The 16,669-nt window shown below is 71.9% G+C and carries 15 protein-coding genes; 7 read left to right on the top strand and 8 right to left on the bottom strand.

The window, feature by feature from the left end:
* Positions 1-173: 173 nt before the first annotated feature.
* From ACWCP8_RS17635 to ACWCP8_RS17615, 5 genes are all read right to left on the bottom strand, one after another.
* Positions 174-1,502, bottom strand: a complete 1,329-nt coding sequence (locus ACWCP8_RS17635; protein WP_352262424.1) for an ABC transporter substrate-binding protein — start codon at positions 1,500-1,502, stop codon at positions 174-176.
* A 553-nt stretch (positions 1,503-2,055) separates the two neighbouring features.
* Positions 2,056-2,322, bottom strand: a complete 267-nt coding sequence (locus ACWCP8_RS17630) for a hypothetical protein (protein WP_451116766.1) — start codon at positions 2,320-2,322, stop codon at positions 2,056-2,058.
* A 199-nt stretch (positions 2,323-2,521) separates the two neighbouring features.
* Positions 2,522-3,994, bottom strand: a complete 1,473-nt coding sequence (locus ACWCP8_RS17625; RefSeq protein ID WP_451116764.1) for a cellulose binding domain-containing protein — start codon at positions 3,992-3,994, stop codon at positions 2,522-2,524.
* A 131-nt stretch (positions 3,995-4,125) separates the two neighbouring features.
* Positions 4,126-5,544, bottom strand: a complete 1,419-nt coding sequence (locus ACWCP8_RS17620; RefSeq protein WP_355994194.1) for a HAMP domain-containing sensor histidine kinase — start codon at positions 5,542-5,544, stop codon at positions 4,126-4,128.
* Positions 5,541-6,260 (bottom strand): response regulator transcription factor, encoded by a 720-nt coding sequence (locus tag ACWCP8_RS17615; RefSeq protein ID WP_267005026.1) that lies wholly within the window; start codon positions 6,258-6,260, stop codon positions 5,541-5,543. The genes ACWCP8_RS17620 and ACWCP8_RS17615 overlap by 4 nt, the downstream gene beginning before the upstream one ends.
* A gap of 89 nt (positions 6,261-6,349) precedes the next feature.
* Between ACWCP8_RS17615 and ACWCP8_RS17610 the strand changes: the two genes are divergently transcribed.
* On the top strand, positions 6,350-6,889 hold the full coding sequence (locus tag ACWCP8_RS17610) for a hypothetical protein (RefSeq protein ID WP_451116761.1): 540 nt from the start codon (positions 6,350-6,352) through the stop codon (positions 6,887-6,889).
* An 11-nt stretch (positions 6,890-6,900) separates the two neighbouring features.
* Here ACWCP8_RS17610 and ACWCP8_RS17605 read toward each other — a convergent pair whose 3' ends face one another.
* Positions 6,901-7,803: a spermidine synthase gene (locus ACWCP8_RS17605; RefSeq protein ID WP_451116759.1), complete on the bottom strand. Its 903-nt coding sequence runs from the start codon at positions 7,801-7,803 to the stop codon at positions 6,901-6,903.
* An 88-nt stretch (positions 7,804-7,891) separates the two neighbouring features.
* Positions 7,892-8,374 carry a hypothetical protein gene (locus ACWCP8_RS17600; RefSeq protein ID WP_451116951.1) on the bottom strand — a complete coding sequence of 161 codons (483 nt, stop codon included), beginning with the start codon at positions 8,372-8,374 and terminating at the stop codon, positions 7,892-7,894.
* A 243-nt stretch (positions 8,375-8,617) separates the two neighbouring features.
* Between ACWCP8_RS17600 and ACWCP8_RS17595 the strand changes: the two genes are divergently transcribed.
* A complete protein-coding gene (locus ACWCP8_RS17595; protein WP_451116757.1) occupies positions 8,618-9,997 on the top strand; it encodes a tetratricopeptide repeat protein in 1,380 nt (459 codons plus the stop codon).
* A 184-nt stretch (positions 9,998-10,181) separates the two neighbouring features.
* Here ACWCP8_RS17595 and ACWCP8_RS17590 read toward each other — a convergent pair whose 3' ends face one another.
* Complete coding sequence (locus tag ACWCP8_RS17590; RefSeq protein WP_352262438.1) at positions 10,182-10,778, bottom strand: histidine phosphatase family protein; 597 nt, start codon at positions 10,776-10,778, stop codon at positions 10,182-10,184.
* Between the two features lie 247 nt (positions 10,779-11,025).
* Between ACWCP8_RS17590 and ACWCP8_RS17585 the strand changes: the two genes are divergently transcribed.
* The 5 genes from ACWCP8_RS17585 to ACWCP8_RS17565 all read left to right on the top strand — a co-directional run bounded on the left by ACWCP8_RS17585 (position 11,026) and on the right by ACWCP8_RS17565 (position 16,593).
* Entirely contained in the window at positions 11,026-11,955 is a 930-nt protein-coding gene (locus ACWCP8_RS17585; RefSeq protein WP_451116755.1) for a phosphatase PAP2 family protein, read from the top strand.
* On the top strand, positions 11,855-13,054 hold the full coding sequence (locus ACWCP8_RS17580; RefSeq protein ID WP_451116753.1) for a hypothetical protein: 1,200 nt from the start codon (positions 11,855-11,857) through the stop codon (positions 13,052-13,054). The genes ACWCP8_RS17585 and ACWCP8_RS17580 overlap by 101 nt, the downstream gene beginning before the upstream one ends.
* On the top strand, positions 13,045-14,652 hold the full coding sequence (locus tag ACWCP8_RS17575; protein WP_451116751.1) for a hypothetical protein: 1,608 nt from the start codon (positions 13,045-13,047) through the stop codon (positions 14,650-14,652). Before ACWCP8_RS17580 ends, ACWCP8_RS17575 begins: the two co-directional genes overlap by 10 nt.
* Entirely contained in the window at positions 14,649-15,983 is a 1,335-nt protein-coding gene (locus tag ACWCP8_RS17570) for an AAA domain-containing protein (protein WP_313937430.1), read from the top strand. The genes ACWCP8_RS17575 and ACWCP8_RS17570 overlap by 4 nt, the downstream gene beginning before the upstream one ends.
* A gap of 268 nt (positions 15,984-16,251) precedes the next feature.
* Positions 16,252-16,593, top strand: coding sequence for a hypothetical protein (locus tag ACWCP8_RS17565; RefSeq protein ID WP_352262444.1), 342 nt, complete (start codon positions 16,252-16,254; stop codon positions 16,591-16,593).
* Positions 16,594-16,669 lie beyond the last annotated feature (76 nt).

Genomic DNA, 16,669 nt, shown 5'->3' with positions numbered 1-16,669 from the left:
ACGGGGCTGGATGGGCCGAAGGCGCGTGCGGTGGGCGTGCACGGGGCGGCCGGGGAGATACCCGGCCGCCCCGTGCACGCCCATCGGGAGACGGGCTGTGCACGGTCCCGGTGCCCTACGGGGTGGGGACACGCAGGTGCGGGCGGCCCGGGGGCCGCCCGCTGCTGCGACCGTCAGCCGATCGCCTTGTCGATCGCGTCGGTCGCTGCCTTCCACGCGTCGTCGGGGCTGGTGCCGCGCTGCTCCATGTTGTTGATCTGGGTGGAGATGGTGTCCTTGATGACGCCGTCCTTCGGGCCGAGAACGGTCTCGGGGATGGACTTGGCCTCGTCGGCGTAGATCTGGCCGATCGGCGCGTCGTTGAAGTACGGGAGCTTGGCGTTCTTCACGTCGGGCAGTTCGTACGCGCCCGTGTTGGACGGGAAGCTGCCGATCGCCTTGAAGACGGCGGCCTGCTGCTCGGGGGCGGTCAGCCACTTGACGAGCTTGGTGGCCTCGTCGACGTTCTTGCCCGACTTGGGCACGCCGAGGAACGAGCCGCCCCAGTTGGCAGCCGTCGCGCCGGGCGCGGTGGTGATGTTCCACTTGCCCTTGTTGGCGTCGCCGGCGTTGATCGAGATCTGACCGGCCATCCAGGCGGGGCAGGCCACGGTGGCGATGGTCCCCTTGCGCAGGGCGGCCTTCCACGGGTCGTTGAACTGGGCGAGGCCCTGCGTCAGCTTCTTGTCCGCCGCCTCGGCCGCCAGGTTCCAGCCCTGCTTCACGCTGGGGCTGTCCTTGTAGATCGCCTTGCCGCTCTCGTCGTAGTACTGCTGCGCGTTCGAGCTGACGACGGCGTTGAACATCGCGCTGGCGGAGTCCATGAAGAAAGTGCCCTTGGGGGCGTTCTTCTTGTACTCCTCACCGAGCTTGAGGTAGTCCTCCCAGCCCCCGGCGACCTTCGCGGCGACCTCGTCGCGGTCGGTCGGCAGACCGGCCTTCTTGAAGAGGTCGGTGTTGTAGCAGAGCGACATCGGTCCGATGTCGGTACCGGCGCCGATCACCTTTCCGTCGGGCGTGGTGGCCTGCTTCTCCTTCCAGGACACCCAGTCGCCGACGTTGATCACCTTGCTGAGGTCGGCGAACTGGTCCGCCTTGGTGTCGACGAGCTCCTTGATCCGGCCGACCTCGAGGCCCTGGACGTCCGCCAGCCCGCTGCCCGAGTTCAGCTGCTGGAGCAGCTTGGGGTAGTAGACCTTCTCGTCGGCGGTGACGTCCTCCTTGACCGTGATGTTCGGGTGGAGCTCGTGGTACTTGGCGAAGAGACCCGCTTCCTTGTAACCGAACTGCCCGAAGTCGGCGACGGTCAACGTGATCTTCCCGTTTGCGTCGGAGCTCCCGCTGGAGTCCGATGAGTCCGAGTCGCTGCATCCGGTCAGCAACAGGGCGGTGGCCGTCAGGCCCGTGGTGGCCACCAGCGCGGCTCTGCGACGCCGGCCGGCGGCGGTGCGGGTGATACGCATTCCACTACTCCTTGTTCCAGGGCGGGACTGGCGTTCTGACTGCGCGCCGTACGCGCAGGTGGGTGCAAGTGCCAGATGGTGCAGGGGGGAAGACACGGGCAGTGCCGTCCGCACGAGAATTTCCCGTGCGATGTGGGAGCGCTCCCATGCGCCGATGCCGGAAGGTTGCTGCCTCAAGGGGGTGGGTGTCAAGAGTTGAAGACGGTTCCGTTGCCGGAGTGTGTCCTGCAAGTCACGCGACCGTGTCCGGTCGAAGCCTTGCCTAAGCGTTCGGATGCCGCCCATGGGCGGCGCGCGCTCGTGAATACGCCCAGGCCGGCGGGGTGTTGGAGCGGGGCAGGGTGCGGGAATCCGGCGGAAGCAGACCGGCCGCGCTGTTTTTCCGTGCGCCATCGGGCCGGTTCGGCCACGACCGGATTTTGCTTGTTCGCCCACCGGAAGGTGAACAGGGTGCGGAGCCAGGGGGCACGTTGGGCCGCATCCGCGTTCTCCCTCCGAACCGTGCGGCCGAGGTGAAGCGGCGCGCTGTGGCCCAGCGGTCGCCGAGGTGGGTTCAGGCCGTGCGCAGCCGGGTCGGCGTGGTCTCCAGTTCGGCCTGGGCGGCCCGGCCGGCCGGCTCCGCGTCGCCCGCCACCACGGCACTCACCAGTGCGTCATGGGTGTCGTCGCGGGTGTCGTCGCGGCCGGCCGGCCGCCGCCGCACCTGCAACAGCCTCACCGAACTGTGGGACGCGTCCCCGGACCGGCCGGTCATCCACAACCTGCCGGCCACCGTGGAGATCGCCACGCCGAACGTGTACGCGGACCAGATCGAGTACATGTACCGGCATCTGGCCAGGCGGGACTCTGTGATCCTCTCCGTCCATCCGCAATGTCCGGCGACTGAGGACGTCTTTCAGCCCGTCCGGGGATCGAGGACGGAACCGTCGCGAGAAAAGGGGGCGCACCCCGGCCGGTTGTGGGGGTGTGGGGCCGGCCGGGATGCGCGCGGGGGGTGGCGGTCTGCGGGGTGGAAAGAGCTACTTGTACGCGCCGAACGCCTTCGTGAAGGCGAGCGGCTCCTGCGCGATCGAGCTGCACGACGCATCCGCGGACGGCTTCGCCCCGCCCGCGCACTCCTTGTCCCGCGTGCCAGACCACATCGCCAGCCGGCCCAGCCCCTTCTCCTGGGCGAATTTCACCAGCTGCGTGGCGTCCTCGACCTTGAAGATCTCGGTGCTGACGTCGTTCACACCGATCATCGGGGTGACGGCCACGGCCTTCCACGCCGCCGTGTCCGACAGCCCGAGCACACCCTTGATCTGGGCCTGCGTCGCGGTCGCCGCCTGGATCGCGTACGAGCCCATGTCGCCGCTGTACGAGGCGCCGTAGTCCATCGCCATGATGTTGACCGCGCCGACCTCGACGCCGTTCTTCTTCGCGTCGGCGATCAGGTCCACACCCGGCTGAGTGAGGCCCTCGGGCATGACCGGCAGGGTGAAGGACACATCGAGGTCCGGGTGGGACTTCTGGAGCTGTGCGATCGCCTGGGCGCGGCGGGAGTTGGCTGCCGTGTCGGGCAGCGCGCCGCCTTCGATGTCGAAGTCGACCTTGGTGAGCTTGTACGTGTCCATGACCCTGCCGTACGCGGCGGCGAGGTCGGTGGCGGAGGTGCAGTTGAGCGCCAGTTCGGAGCCTGCCGCGCCGCCGAAGGAGACCCGGACGTCGCCGCCCTTGGCACGCAGCGCCCCGATCTGGGAAGCGACGTGGTCGTCACCGAGGGCGGTGACGCCGCCCCAGAGCGGGGCGCAGCTGCCGCCGGAGGTGATGAAGGCGAGGTTGAACTCCTTCACCCCGGTCCTGGTGACGGTGTCGACCAGGTCGTACGCCGGGTAGAGGGAGGTGTCGACGTACGGGGCGAAGCCGGCGCCGCCCGCCGTACCGCCGCCCTCGGTCGCGGTGGGGGTGGGCGTGGGGGTCGCCGTGGCGGTCTGCGTGGGCTTGGCCGTGGGGGTGGCCGTGGGAGTCGGGGTCGCGGTCTCGGTCGGGCGTCCGCTGGGCTCCGGCGTCGCTCCGGTGTCGACGGAGCACTTGGCGTCGTTGATCAGACAGCCGGTCGGGTCCGCCGCCGTGCCGTCCGAGGTGGTGACGAAGCCGACGGTGGCCGACTTGCCGGGCGCCAGCTCCTTGTTCCAGCCGGCGGGCTTCACGGTGACGTGGTTGCCGCTGACGGTGTGTTCGCCGTTCCAGAGGGAGCTGATCCTCGTACCCGCGGGCAGGTCGAATTCGAGTGTCCAGTCGGTCTGGACCTTGTCGGTGTCGTTGGTGACGACGTACTGCCCGGTGTAGCCGCCCGTCCAGCCGCTGGTCCTGGTGTACGCGGCGCCTACCGAAGCGGCCTGTGCCGTGCCCGTGAGGGCGAAGACGGTGGAGCCGATCACTGCCGCGGCGACAACGGCGCCGATCGCCTTGGTCCTGGTGCTCGCCGTGCGCCGGTGCGTACTGGTGCCCATTGCGTGCCTGCCTCTGTCGTACGGGGGGTGGGGGTGCGGGAGCACGCTAGCGGCACCGAATCCGGCAAATGGGCTGTACCGGGCACGAGTTGATGTTCTTAGGGTTCGCTTAAGGGACGCATCGGTGCTGGTTAAGACCGGGCCGCCGACCGGAGGCGGCGACGCTGCCGGCCCACCCGGCGACGGCGCCCGCCCTGCCCGGGCCGACGCCCGTCGAGCCAGATCCAGATGCGGACCTCCGTGCCGCCGAGCACCGACCGCCCGATCCGCACATCGCCGCCGGTGGACTCCGCGACGCGGCGGACGATGTCGAGCCCGAGCCCGGTCGAGCCCACCGAGCCCCGCGCCCCTCCCCCACCGCTTCCGCCGCGCGCCAGCGCCGCCTTGGGGTCCGCTATGCCGCCGCCCGCGTCCGAGACCAGCACGATCACGGCGTCGCCGCTGTGGTGCACGTCGACGGCGAAGGCGGTGCCCTCCGGGGTGTGCCGGAAGACGTTGCCGAGCAACGCATCGAGCGCGGCGACGAGTTCGGGCCGAGCGACGGGGATGCGAACCGTACGGTCCACTCCCGCGAGGCGCACCTCGCGCCCCTCGTCCTCGGCGAGCGCCGACCAGAAGTCCATCCGCTCGCGGATCACCTCGGAGGCATCGCAGCCGGCCCCGGGCCCACTGTTCAGTCCCTGGGTCTGCGGGCGCTGTTCGCGGGCGGTGCGGATGATCGTGTCGACCTCGTGCTCCAGCTGCTCAACGGCGGCCCGGGTCTGCTCGGCGGCCGGGCCCTCGCCGAGCGAGGCGGCGTTGAGGCGCAGGACGGTGAGCGGGGTGCGCAGCCGGTGCGAGAGGTCCGCGGCCAGTTCCCGTTCGTTGGCGAGGAGCTGGACGACCTGGTCGGCCATGGAATTGAACGCGACAGCGGCGGACCGCAGTTCGGTCGGCCCCTCCTCGCGGACCCTGGTCCCCAGCCTGCCCTCCCCCAGGTCGTGGGCGGCGCCCGCGAGCCGCTGGGCGGGCTTCACCATCCGTACCCCGAGCCGGTCGGCGACCGCGACCGAGCCGACGATCAGCGCGATGCCGACGCCCGCCAGCATCAGCCAGGCGGTGGCGACCCCGTTGGACTCCTCGCCCTCGGGCACGAACACCTCGACGACGGCGATGCCCCCGGACCCCAGCGCGGTCGGCTGGAGCAGTGCGGAACCGCCGGTGACCTCGCTGATCGAGGCGCGCCCCGAGGTGCGTACGGTCTCCACGTCCTTGCGGGTGGCGCGCCGGGTGCCGATCTCCACCGGGCGGCTGTCCGACTCCTCGGAGGCGGGGATGTGGACAGCCATCCGGCCCTCGCCGCCCGGCTCGGTGGTGAGGACGGCCGTCTCCAGTTCCGCGCGGTCGGTGGTGATGGAGAGGGTCGGACCGATCGTGGCGGCCTGCCGCTCGGCGTCGGAGAAGGCCCGGTCGCGGGCCATCTCCTTGATGACGAGACCGAGCGGTACGGCGAAAGCGATGACGACCATCGCGGTGACGGCCAGGCAGACCTTGACCAGGGCCCATCTCATACGGGCTGCTCCGGGTCCGGCGGTTGCACCGCGGGCGGCTGGAGTTTCACGCCGACGCCGCGCAGGGTGTGCAGATAGCGCGGCCTGGCCGCCGTCTCGCCCAGCTTCCGTCGCAGCCAGGAGAGATGGACGTCGATGGTCTGGTCGTCGCCGTACGACTGCTGCCAGACCTCGGCCAGGAGTTCCTTGCGCGGGACGACGACCCCGGGGCGCCCGGCGAGAAAGGTCAGCAGATCGAACTCGCGGCGGGTGAGGTCGAGTGCGGTGCCGTCCAGTTCGGCCTGGCGGCGCAGCGGATCGATGGAGAGCCCGCCGACCTGGATGACACTCGGCGGCGGCGCCCCACCCCCGGCGGCGCGCGAACGGCGCAGCACGGCAGCCATCCGCGCCGACAGGTGTTCCACCGAGAACGGCTTGATCAGGTAGTCGTCGGCGCCGTCGTTCAGCAGCCGGACGATTTCGCTCTCGTCGTCCCGCGCGGTCGCGATGATCACGGGTACGTCGGTGATGCCGCGGAGCATCTTCAGCGCCTCGGATCCGTCGAGGTCGGGCAGGCCGAGATCGAGGATGACCACATCGAATCGGAAGTGGGCGACCTCGCGCAGCGCTTCCAGCGCGGTACCGACACTCCGTACCGTATGGGAGGCCTCGGTCAGGTGCCGGATGAGGGCGGAACGTACGAACTGGTCGTCCTCGACCACGAGCACACTTGGCATGGGCGGCACCGTACGCCATTGACCGGCCCGCGGTCCCGTCCGTGTGGGTACGGGGACAGCACAGGGCCCTGTGGTGCAGGATGTGCCGGATGCAACGAGGACTCGTACACGCGCTCGCGTGGTCGCTCGCCACCGGCGCTGCGGTCACGCTGTCGTGGTGGGGTGTGCACACGGTGATGGCGGGGACGGCGTACGACCCGCCGCGCGCGGTGCCCATCTCCGCGAGCGCCCGTGACAGCCACAGCGGGGCGGGCGCGTTGTCGTCCTCGACGAGGCGCCCGGAGTCGTCGCCGGCACCGACGCCGAGCAGCACGCCGCGTACCGCTTCGAAGCCGTCCGCGACCCCTCCCCGGCAACCGTCCCGCACCCCGTCGAGCAGCCCTTCGCCCTCGCGCCCGGCCAAGCCCTCCGGCACGGTCAGGAGCTACCCGACGGACGGCGGGCGGGTCGTCTTCGAACTCGGCTCCGACTGGGCGAAGCTCGTCTCGGCGACACCGGATCCGGGCTGGTCGATGCGGGTCTGGACGAACACGACCTGGATCCGGGTGAACTTCAGCACCGATGACGGGACGACGGTGTCGGTCTTCTGCACCTGGAACGACCATCCGCCGATGGTCGAGATCGTCTGATCACCGGACGCTCACTCGAAGGCGGAGGGCGGAGGCGCGGGTGACGGACGGGCGTCCGCATCGCTCACCGCCGCCGCGCCGCCGGTGAAGTCGGCGAGCTCCTTGCCGTGTTCGACGCGTCCGGGGTGCGGGTCGGTGGCGACCCGGCGGGTCAGTTCGGCGACCTTGAGCGGGAGCGCCGAGGCGAGCAGTACGGCGTTGCCGAAGCGGCGGCCGCGCAGCACGGCCGGATCGGCGGCGAGTGCCAGCTCCGGGAAGACGGTGGCGGCGGTGGCGATCTGGCCGCGCAGATGGGCCAGTGGCGGACCGTCGGCGAGGTTGGCCACATACTGCCCGGCGGGCTTCAGGACCCGGCGTACGTCGGTGAGGAACTCGGCGCTGGTGAGGTGGGCGGGCGTGCGGGCTCCGCTGAAGACATCGGCGATGACGAGATCCGCCCAGTCGTCCGGGATCTTCCCGAGCCCGGCGCGGGCGTCGGTGGAGCGGACCCTGATCCGGGCCTGCGGGTCCAACGGCAGCTCCCGGCGGACCAGTTGGACGAGCGCCGCGTCCAGCTCGACGACCTGCTGGGTGGAGCGCGGCCGGGTCGCTGCGACGTACCGGGCGAGGGTGAAGGCGCCGCCGCCCAGGTGCACGACGTGCAGGGGCTGCCCTGCGGGGGCGGCCAGATCGGCGATGTGGCCGATCCGGCGCTGGTAGGCGAAGGAGAGATGCGAGGGGTCGTCGAGGTCGACGTGGGACTGCGGGGCGCCGTCGAGGGTCAGCGTCCAGGCGTGCGGCCGCTCCCGGTCGGGGATCAGCTCGGCGAGACCGCCGTCGACGGTCTCGGAGAGGGGCTCCGGCTTGCGGTCGGACTTGCGGTCCGCTCGTTTCCGGGCGCCCGCGCCACCGCTCGACGGACCTCGACGTGCCACTGACGCTCGTCCCTACTCACTGCTCATCGCCCGGGCCGGTGCAGGACCGGCAGCGACGGGGAAACCCGCCCACCTGGCCATTATGGGCTCAGCAGCAGTTGTCGGCCGCCTCGATCAGCCGGGCCGCCTGGTCGAGTGCGGCGCGCAGCGCGGCCGGATCGGTGACCGTGGTGTCGGCGGGCGGCAGCAGCCAGCCGCTGCCGGAGACCGGCGGCTCGGTGGGGATGCGCAGCCCGCGGCCGTTCGTCTGCGTACAGGCACTGCCCGGTACGTCCCAGGCCTCGGCGGTGCCCGGCGGCACCAGGAAGCCGAGGGTGTCGCAGGCGCCGTCGTGCAGGACCGGGCCGACGGCCTCCTGATCGGCGCCGCGGCGCAGGATGTCCACGGCCTCCAGCCCCTGGCGGGCCGGAACGGTCACCAGATCACAGGGGCCGCCGCCGAGGAAGGTGCCGGGGGGATCGCACTCTGCCGTTCCGGGATCGGCCTTCGCCGTACGGGTGGTGGCAGTACTGGTCGTCGCCGTTCGGGTCGCCGCAGTCGTCCGCGAGCCGGCCTCCGTGCCGAGATGCAACAAGGGACCTCTCCTCTCATCGCTGGGCGGAGCCAGACTCCGTCTCCGCATGGACCAACGCGTCGACCACGTCAAGGGCTACGGTGTGGCACCGCCGCAAAGGGTGGCAGTTCATGGCGGATCGTGGGTGAGATATCCGTTTCGTACGCAAACGCTGTGTGTGCGAGCTGTCACAGCGGGTACGTTCTTGCCCCGCCGGACTCCGGAACCAGGCGTCCGGCTTGCACCAGAGAGGGCCCAGCCATGGTGTCGACAGGGGCAGTTCCCAACCTCGCCTTCCGACGGCTGCGCGGACCGCGCTCCGCCGGGGAGTTCGCTGCCGCGGTACGCAGGTCCGCCCGCGAGATCGGCGAGCAGGTCGCGTGCGACGCCCGGTACATCGGACGCGTGGAGTCCGGCGAGATCCGCTGTCCCAACTACGCGTACGAACGAGTCTTCCGGCACATGTTCCCCGGGGCGACCCTGGCGGATCTGGGCTTCTCGGCGCGCGAGTCCGTACGCGGCCGGGCGGCGAGAACCATCGGCAGCGCCCCCGACAGCCCTGACAGTCCCGATACCCCACCACCCCCCACGCTCCAGAGCGACACCGACGAGGAGAGCGACGTGCTGCGTCGCGTATTCATGACGAGCGGCACCACCGCGATGGCGGCCGCATCCCTGGGCCTCGGCCTCGGCACCACGACCATCGCCGCCGCTGCCGTGCCCGTCCAACGGCGGGTCGGCGAGGCCGAGGTGACGGCCGTCGAGAAGGCGGTACGGCAGATCCGTCTGCTGGACGACCGGCACGGCGGCGGCGGCCTCTACCGGCGGGCCGCGCAACCGCTGCGGGCGGCCTACGCGCTGCTGGACGAGGGGACCATCACCCGCCGCTCCACCTCCGACCGGCTGCACGCGGGGGCCGGCGAACTGGCCATCTCGGTGGGGTGGCTGGCGCATGACTCGGGACGCTTCGACGACGCCCGCTCGCACTATGCGGAGGCGCTGGCCACGGCTCGGGTGGCCGGGGACCCGGCGCTGGAGGCGCATGCGTTCTGCAATACGTCGTTCCTGGCGAGGGACACGGGGCGGCCCCGTGAGGCGGTACGCGCGGCGGAGGCCGGGCAGCGGGCGGCCGGCCCCCTGGGCTCATCGCGACTGCTGGCGCTGCTCGCGCTGCGGGAGGCAGGGGGGCGGGCCGGGCTCGGCGACCGGAGCGGTTGCGAACGGGCGCTGGGGCGGGCGCACACGGCGTTCGGCCGTGGGGCGTCCGATGCCGACCCGGAGTGGATGACGTTCTTCCGGGAGGCGGAGCTGGAGATGCTGGAGGCGCAGTGCTGGTCGGCGCTGGGCGACTGGCCACGGGCGGCCCGCCATGCGCGGCGGGCCACGCAGCTCCAGGATCCGCACTTCACCCGGAACCTGGCGCTGTACCGCGCCGAGCTGACGACGGACCTGGCCCGGGCCGGGGCCGCGGCGGAGGCGGCCACGGCGGGGCAGCAGGTGCTGGATCTGCTGGCCCAGGTCCAGTCCTCCCGCATCCGGGCGATGCTGGCGGCAGCGGTGCAGGTGCTGCGGGCGCAGTGGGGGTCACCTGAGGTGACGGAGTTCCTGGAGCGGTACGGGGAGATGGGGGCGGAGGCGTAGGGCGGGGTGCCGCGCCACGCGACGCGCATCCGGGTCCGGTGCACCGGTTCCGTCCTCAATCGCCGGGCGGGCCGAATTCGGCCCGCGCGGGCTGCGATCGGGCGACGGTTCGCCTCACCCGCAGGCCAGAGTTCGAGCCCGTCCGGCGATTGAGGGCACCACACCGCCGGGTAAGGGCAGGACCTCACCGGTCCAGGTGGCCCGTGTCGTTCCAGCGTTCGAGGGCCGGTGCCCCGTATGCCCATCCGAGCACCGACAGCGACGTCGGGTCCAGGCGGATGCGGGACGCGAACGACACGTCCTCGCCCAGCCAGCGCGCCCCCAGTGCCCGCAGGATGTGACCGTGCGCGAAGACCAGCACGTCGCGTTCGGCCGAGCGCGCCCAGTCGACGATCTCGTCCGCACGGGCGGACAGCTCGGACAGGGTCTCGCCGTCCGGTACCCCGTCGCGCCAGATGAACCAGCCCGGCCGGATCGCCTGGATCTCGGCCGGTGTCATGCCCTCGTACGCCCCGTAGTCCCACTCCATGAGCGCGTCCCACGGCTGCGCCCGGTCCGCGAAGCCCGCTATGTCGCAGGTCTCCCTGGCACGGACGAGCGGGCTGGTGCGGACCTCCAGGCCCGGCAGGTCCGCCCACGGTCCGCGGTGCAGCCGCTCGCCCAGCAGCTTGGCGCCCGCGCGGCCCGCGTCGAGCAGAGGAATGTCCGTCCTGCCGGTGTGATTGCCCTTGACGGACCATTCCGTCTGGCCGTGCCGGGCGAGCAGGATACGCGGTGCCATGACGGCTCTCCCTGAATCTTGGTTCGGAGAAATCGACAACAGGGACGGGTGATCCGCCTTTTCCATCATCGCTCACGCGTCCGGCAGGCAACCTCCGGGGCCGAACAGGCGTCCCCTTCCCCGCGGAGAAATCTCCGTACGAACCGGGGCATCCACAGGGGTACCCCCGGGGGAATCGCGGCCGATCTGCACCTTACGGTTGAACGGCCGCCCTCGGTCGCATGAACACATGATGGAGAGCTTCCGAATGCCGCTTGCCACCGCGTCCGCGCCGAGACACCGGCCTCGCTGGTGGGCCGAGCTGCCGCTGATCGCGGTCGTGTACGCGGTCTACTCGGCGGGCCGGCTGCTGGTCCGCAGCGATGTGTCGACGGCTGTGGACCACGGGCTGCGGATACTGCATCTGGAGAAGACGCTCTTCCTCAACGCGGAGCACCCGCTCAACCGGCTGATGACCGCCCACCCCTCCATCGGCATACCCGCCGACTTCGCCTACGCCTCACTGCACTACCTGGTCACCCCGGCCGTCCTGATCTGGATCTACCGGCGCCGCGCCGCCGTGTACCGCACCGCCCGCACCTGGTTGATGACCTCCACACTGCTCGGCCTGGTCGGCTTCGCGCTGCTGCCGACCTGCCCGCCGCGGCTGCTGCACGCCACGCACGGCTTCGTCGACACGATGGCCCGGTACAGCTCCTACGGCTGGTGGGGCACCGAGGCGAGCGCGCCGCGCGGGATGGGCTGGATGACCAACCAGTACGCCGCGATGCCGAGTCTGCACGTCGGCTGGGCGCTGTGGTGCGGGGTCCTGCTCTGGCGTCACACGCGGCACCCGCTGGTACGCACCGCGGGCGTCATGTACCCGCTGGTCACCACGATCGTCGTGATGGGCACGGCCAACCACTACTTCCTCGACGCGGTCGCGGGCGCTGCCGTGATGACCGTCGGAGCGCTGCTGACCGGGCCGGTCATGCGGCTCGCCGACCGGGTCAGGGCCGCGGTACAGGACCGGTTCGTAACCGCCGCTTCGGCCACGAAGTCCCCGATTGTCAGTGTCGGATGCAAGACTTCCGCGGGTGAGCGAATCCCCGGCCAGCGGACCTCCTCCGCAGACTCCACCGACGACGCAGCATCGGGCGACGCAGCAGACGACGGCGCTCCGGCAGCGGCTCGCTGAGCTGCGCGGTCCGGCCGTCGCCCCGCATCCGCTCGATGCCCGCGCGCTGGCCGCCCTCGCCGCGAACCCCGGCTGCAAGCGGCGCGCCCTGCTGGACGGCGCCGGGGTGGACAAGACCGCGCTGGCGGCGGCGCTCGGCTCCCCCGCCGCGTTCGGCCAGTCGCAGTTCGCGTTCATGCGGGGCAACGCCTTCGAGGCGAAGGTCAAGGCCGACGGCGGTACGGAGCTGATGCGGCTGCTGTACGAGCGGCTCGGCGGCTGCAGCGAGGCGCCGCGCGAGGTCCTGGTACCGGATCTGACGGCGGCCGGTCCCGAGGGACGCGCGGCCCGTACGGCGCTGGCGCTGCGGGAGGCGACGGGGGCGGGCGGCTGGGCGCTGCTCGACCATCCGATGCTGGCCCTGGAGGTGGCTGGTTCGCCCGCCTATCTGGAGCCGGACGCGGTGGTCGTGCACCCCGACGGCCGGTGGACGGTTGTGGAGATCAAGTCGTTCCCCGTGATCGACAGTTCCGCGGACGCGGCGAAGGTCGGCGCGGCGGCCCGGCAGTCCGCGGTGTACGTCCTGGCGCTGGAGCGGATCGCAGCGGTCACGCAGGGCGCGGAGGTCGGCCACCGGGTTCTGCTGGTCTGCCCGAAGGACTTCTCCAACCTGCCGACGGCGTCGGTGGTGGACGTGCGCAAGCAGCGCGCGGTCACCCGCCGTCAGCTGACCCGGCTGACCCGGATCGAGGAAATCGCGGCCGCCCTGCCCGAGGGCACCACCTTCGACCCGGAGTGTTCGCCGCAGGAGCTGACGGCCGCGGTCGAATCGGTCACGGCGGCGTACGCACCGGAGTGCCTGGCCGCCTGCGAGCTGGCCTTCCACTGCCGAACCAAGGCACGCTCGGCCGGTGCGGTGCAGGCGCTGGGCCGGAGCGTCCGGGGCGAGCTCGGAGGTCTGACGACGGTCAGCGAGGTACTGGCCGCGGCCGCGGGCAAGGAGGGCGACCCGGCGGATCCGACGGTCGCGGCCCTGCGCCGCGCGGCGGCCCTGCGCGCGGAGGCGCTGGAAAGAGCGACCGGCCCGGCAGCTCCGGAGGGCGGAACGGTATGTCGCTGATCAGCACCCTGGCCCGGCTCGAGGCCGTGGACAGCGGGCGGGCGCAGCCGACGGCCACCGTTCTGCACCGCCATCTCACCGGCCGGCCGCTCGTCCTCGTACCGCTGACCACCGCCGGTGAGGCGGGCGCCCCGCTCGGCGCGCTCGTCGGAACCGACCGGGACGCGCCGCGACTGCTGACCGTGGCCCAGCCGCGCGACCGTGACCTGCGGTTCGCGTTCCTCGCCGACCTGGCCGAGGCGGTCCTGCCGCACATCGAGTCGTACGCGGACGTGGTCGAGCCGGCCGAGCGCAACGAGACCGACCCCGAGACCGGAAAGAAGGTCAAGGTCGAGGTCGAACTGTGCATGGACGCACCGCAGTTGATCGTGCCGAGCCGGGCGGGCATCGACTTCGTACGGCTGCTAGGCCGTTCCATGCGGTTCCGGCGCACCGCCGAGGACGATCCGGACACCCCGTACCCTGCCCCGGCCCGTGTCCCGCTGCTCGGCCGCTGGCTGACGCACTACGCGGAGCGGGCCCGGGTGCCGGGCTCCTCGCTGCTCCTCGCGGCGACCGATCTGCTGAACCGGCACTGGGCGACCGGACAGTCCACGCTGGAGGACCAGCATCTGGGGGCGCTGCTCGCCTGGATCGACCCTCCGGCGGGCGAGTCCGGGGCCGAGGCCGCGCTCCGGGCCGAGCTGGAGCGGGACGACGGCGGCCAGCTGGTGTGCCCGCCGGCCGGTCCGGCCACGGACCCGGCATTCGACAACCGGCTGCTCGCACCGGCGATCGAGAAGTACGACCGGGCGCGCACGGCACTCGCGGCGGCCGAGGACGGGCTCGCCGCCGACGCCCGGCTGGCCGAACTGACGGCGGCCGAACGGGAGATCGGATCGCTGCTCGCCGGGGTGCTGCGGCCGACCTGGGATGCGGTGTGGCGGGGGCTGGACCTGATGGCGCAGCTGCCGCCCGGGGCCAGGTCCGAGGACCGCTGGACCCGGGACCGCTGGTCGTTCACCGGCCACCGGGACCGGGTGCGGTCCGGGGAGCCGCCGCAGCCGCGCCGCGACGACGCGGTGACGGCAGCCCAGAAGCTGGCGTCCCGGGAGACGGCACAGGCGCAGCTGGAGGCCCAGGAGGCGCTGGACGATCCGCTGGTGCTGGCCGGGCGGCGGCTGGCCGGCGAGGCGTTTGTCGGGGAGGTGACGGAGGTGGTGATGGCGTACAGCGAGTCGAAGCGGCCCTCGCCGCGCCCGCTGGTCACGATCCGGACGGACGAGCGCCCGCATCTCGGTGAGCGGACGAAGGTGTACCGCTCGCTGGACGGCAGGCCGCAGACCGCCGAGTTCGTGGCATACGCCTCCGAGGACGAGGCCGGAGCGGAGGAGGTCCTGCTCGTGCTGCGGATCACCGACCGGATGGGCCGGAGCAAGGAGCCGGCCCCGGGTTCGCTGCCGGAGCCGGGCGACCGGATCGCGTGGACGCTGTTCGAGCACGACCAGCGCGGCGGCCCGAAGCTGCCGGACCCGGAGGACACCCCCTGGACGCACGGCGGTCCACCGGGCGCCGCCGCCGAGAACCCCGACCCCGTGACCGCGGAGGACCTTCTGTGACAGCCGTATTCGACCCGGGCGCGGCGGCGGGACGGGCAACCACCGCGATCCTGGACGACACGCTGCACGGCACGGCACGCGGCATCGTGGTGGACTCCCCGCCGGGCGCGGGCAAGTCGACGCTGGTGGTACGCGCCGCGCTCGAACTGGCGGCTGCCGGGCGTCCGTTGATGGTGGTCGCGCAGACCAACGCCCAGGTCGACGACCTGGTCGTGCGGCTGGCCGAGAAGGACCCGGGGCTGCCGGTCGGAAGGCTGCACAGCAATGACTCGGACCCGTACGACAAGGTGCTGGACGGCCTGGCCAACGTACGGAAATCGGCAAAGGCGGCGGACCTCGCCGGACTTGACGTCGTCATCTCGACGGCCGCCAAGTGGGCACATGTGAAGAACGTCGAGCCGTGGGGGCACGCGATCGTCGACGAGGCGTACCAGATGCGCTCGGACGCGTTGCTGGCCGTCGCCGGGCTCTTCGAACGAGCGCTGTTCGTCGGCGATCCCGGCCAGCTGGACCCGTTCTCGATCGTCGGCGCGGACCAGTGGGCAGGGTTGTCGTACGACCCGTCGGCGAGCGCGGTCTCCACACTGCTGGCGCACAACCCGGAGTTGCCGCAGCACCGGCTGCCGGTGTCATGGCGGCTGCCCGCGTCGGCGGCGCCGCTGGTCTCGGACGCGTTCTACCCGTACACCCCGTTCCGCAGCGGCACGGACCACGGCGACCGGCGGCTGTCGTTCGGTGTCGCGTCGGACGGCTCCGCCCCGGACCGGGTGCTGGACGAGGCCGCGGAGTCCGGCTGGGGCCTGCTCGAACTTCCGGCCCGGCACACCCCGCGCACGGATCCGGAGGCGGTACGGGCGGTGGCCCTGGTGGTGCGCCGCCTGCTGGACCGGGGCGGCGCGGCCACGAGTGAGCGCTCCCCCGAGCCCGCTGCGGTGACGGCGGACCGGGTCGCGGTCGGCACCGCCCACCGGGACCAGGCCGCGGCGGTGCGGGCGGCGCTCGCGGAGCTCGGTGTGACGGGTGTGGCGGTGGACACGGCGAACCGGCTCCAGGGCCGCGAATTCGATGTGACGGTGGTCCTGCACCCGCTGTCCGGCCGCCCGGACGCCACGGCGTTCCACCTGGAGACGGGCCGGCTGTGCGTCCTGGCCTCGCGGCACCGCCACGCCTGCATCGTGGTCTGCCGCGAGGGCGTCTCCGACCTGCTGGACGAACATCCGTCGACGGAGCCGGTCCAACTGGGTGTCACGGTGAAATTCCCCGACGGCTGGGAGGCGAACCACGCGGTCCTGGCACATCTCGCGGAACACCGGGTGCGGTGGGCGCCGTGACGTCGCCGACGTGGTGGGCTCCCTGGCGTCGCCGATGCAATGGCGTCCGTAACGTCGTCGGTGCGATCGCGTCCGTAACGTCGTCGGTGCGATCGCGTCCGTAACGTCGTCGGGCCGTGGGCGACGGGCCACCGGGGGCGCGCGACGCGCCCGGAGGTGTGTTGGTGCGCGCCCCCGCGCACTGGCCCCGTGCACCGCCCCGAAGCGCACTTGCGGCGGGTTGGACAATAGAGGGTGGCCGTCGGGCCCACCGAAGGAGGAACACCACATGGCACAACCCGAGCGGAACGAGCGGCAGCGGCTGCGCCCCGCGCCCCTGCTCTTCGAGCCGTCGGCGGCGGTCGCCGATCCCGAGCACTTCTTCGACCTGGAGTCGATGGACGACCCGAAGGAGATCCTGGACCGCGCCACCGAGCTGACCCTGGCATTCCGCGCCGCGGCCGACCGCGCGGTCGAGTTCCAGGCGATGGCCGCTGCCCAGCTGGCCGACCCGCGCCGGTTCGACCGGCTGACCAATGCGGACATCGCGGAGCGCGCGGAGTGGACCGAGGACTACGCGAAAAAGATGGTCGAATTCGGCCGGAGCCTGTTGGGCGGCGCCAGACCGTGACACCGGAGCGTCCGGCCCTTGCCCGGAGCTGACTCCGGGTACAGCCCGCTGGCATATGCCCGCGGGCAAGATACTC

Source organism: Streptomyces sp. NPDC002206 (assembly GCF_053593595.1).
Note: the sequence above shows the minus strand (reverse complement) of the source record. Positions and strands in the feature narration are given on the sequence as shown.

What these genes read in the sequence shown, in the direction of transcription:
- ACWCP8_RS17635 (WP_352262424.1), bottom strand. Translation starts at nt 1,502, where the DNA reads ATGCGTATCACCCGCACCGCCGCCGGCCGGCGTCGCAGAGCCGCGCTG.
- ACWCP8_RS17630 (WP_451116766.1), bottom strand. Translation starts at nt 2,322, where the DNA reads ATGTACTCGATCTGGTCCGCGTACACGTTCGGCGTGGCGATCTCCACG.
- ACWCP8_RS17625 (WP_451116764.1), bottom strand. Translation starts at nt 3,994, where the DNA reads ATGGGCACCAGTACGCACCGGCGCACGGCGAGCACCAGGACCAAGGCG.
- ACWCP8_RS17620 (WP_355994194.1), bottom strand. Translation starts at nt 5,544, where the DNA reads ATGAGATGGGCCCTGGTCAAGGTCTGCCTGGCCGTCACCGCGATGGTC.
- ACWCP8_RS17615 (WP_267005026.1), bottom strand. Translation starts at nt 6,260, where the DNA reads ATGCCAAGTGTGCTCGTGGTCGAGGACGACCAGTTCGTACGTTCCGCC.
- ACWCP8_RS17610 (WP_451116761.1), top strand. Translation starts at nt 6,350, where the DNA reads ATGCAACGAGGACTCGTACACGCGCTCGCGTGGTCGCTCGCCACCGGC.
- ACWCP8_RS17595 (WP_451116757.1), top strand. Translation starts at nt 8,618, where the DNA reads ATGGTGTCGACAGGGGCAGTTCCCAACCTCGCCTTCCGACGGCTGCGC.
- ACWCP8_RS17590 (WP_352262438.1), bottom strand. Translation starts at nt 10,778, where the DNA reads ATGGCACCGCGTATCCTGCTCGCCCGGCACGGCCAGACGGAATGGTCC.
- ACWCP8_RS17585 (WP_451116755.1), top strand. Translation starts at nt 11,026, where the DNA reads ATGCCGCTTGCCACCGCGTCCGCGCCGAGACACCGGCCTCGCTGGTGG.
- ACWCP8_RS17575 (WP_451116751.1), top strand. Translation starts at nt 13,045, where the DNA reads ATGTCGCTGATCAGCACCCTGGCCCGGCTCGAGGCCGTGGACAGCGGG.
- ACWCP8_RS17565 (WP_352262444.1), top strand. Translation starts at nt 16,252, where the DNA reads ATGGCACAACCCGAGCGGAACGAGCGGCAGCGGCTGCGCCCCGCGCCC.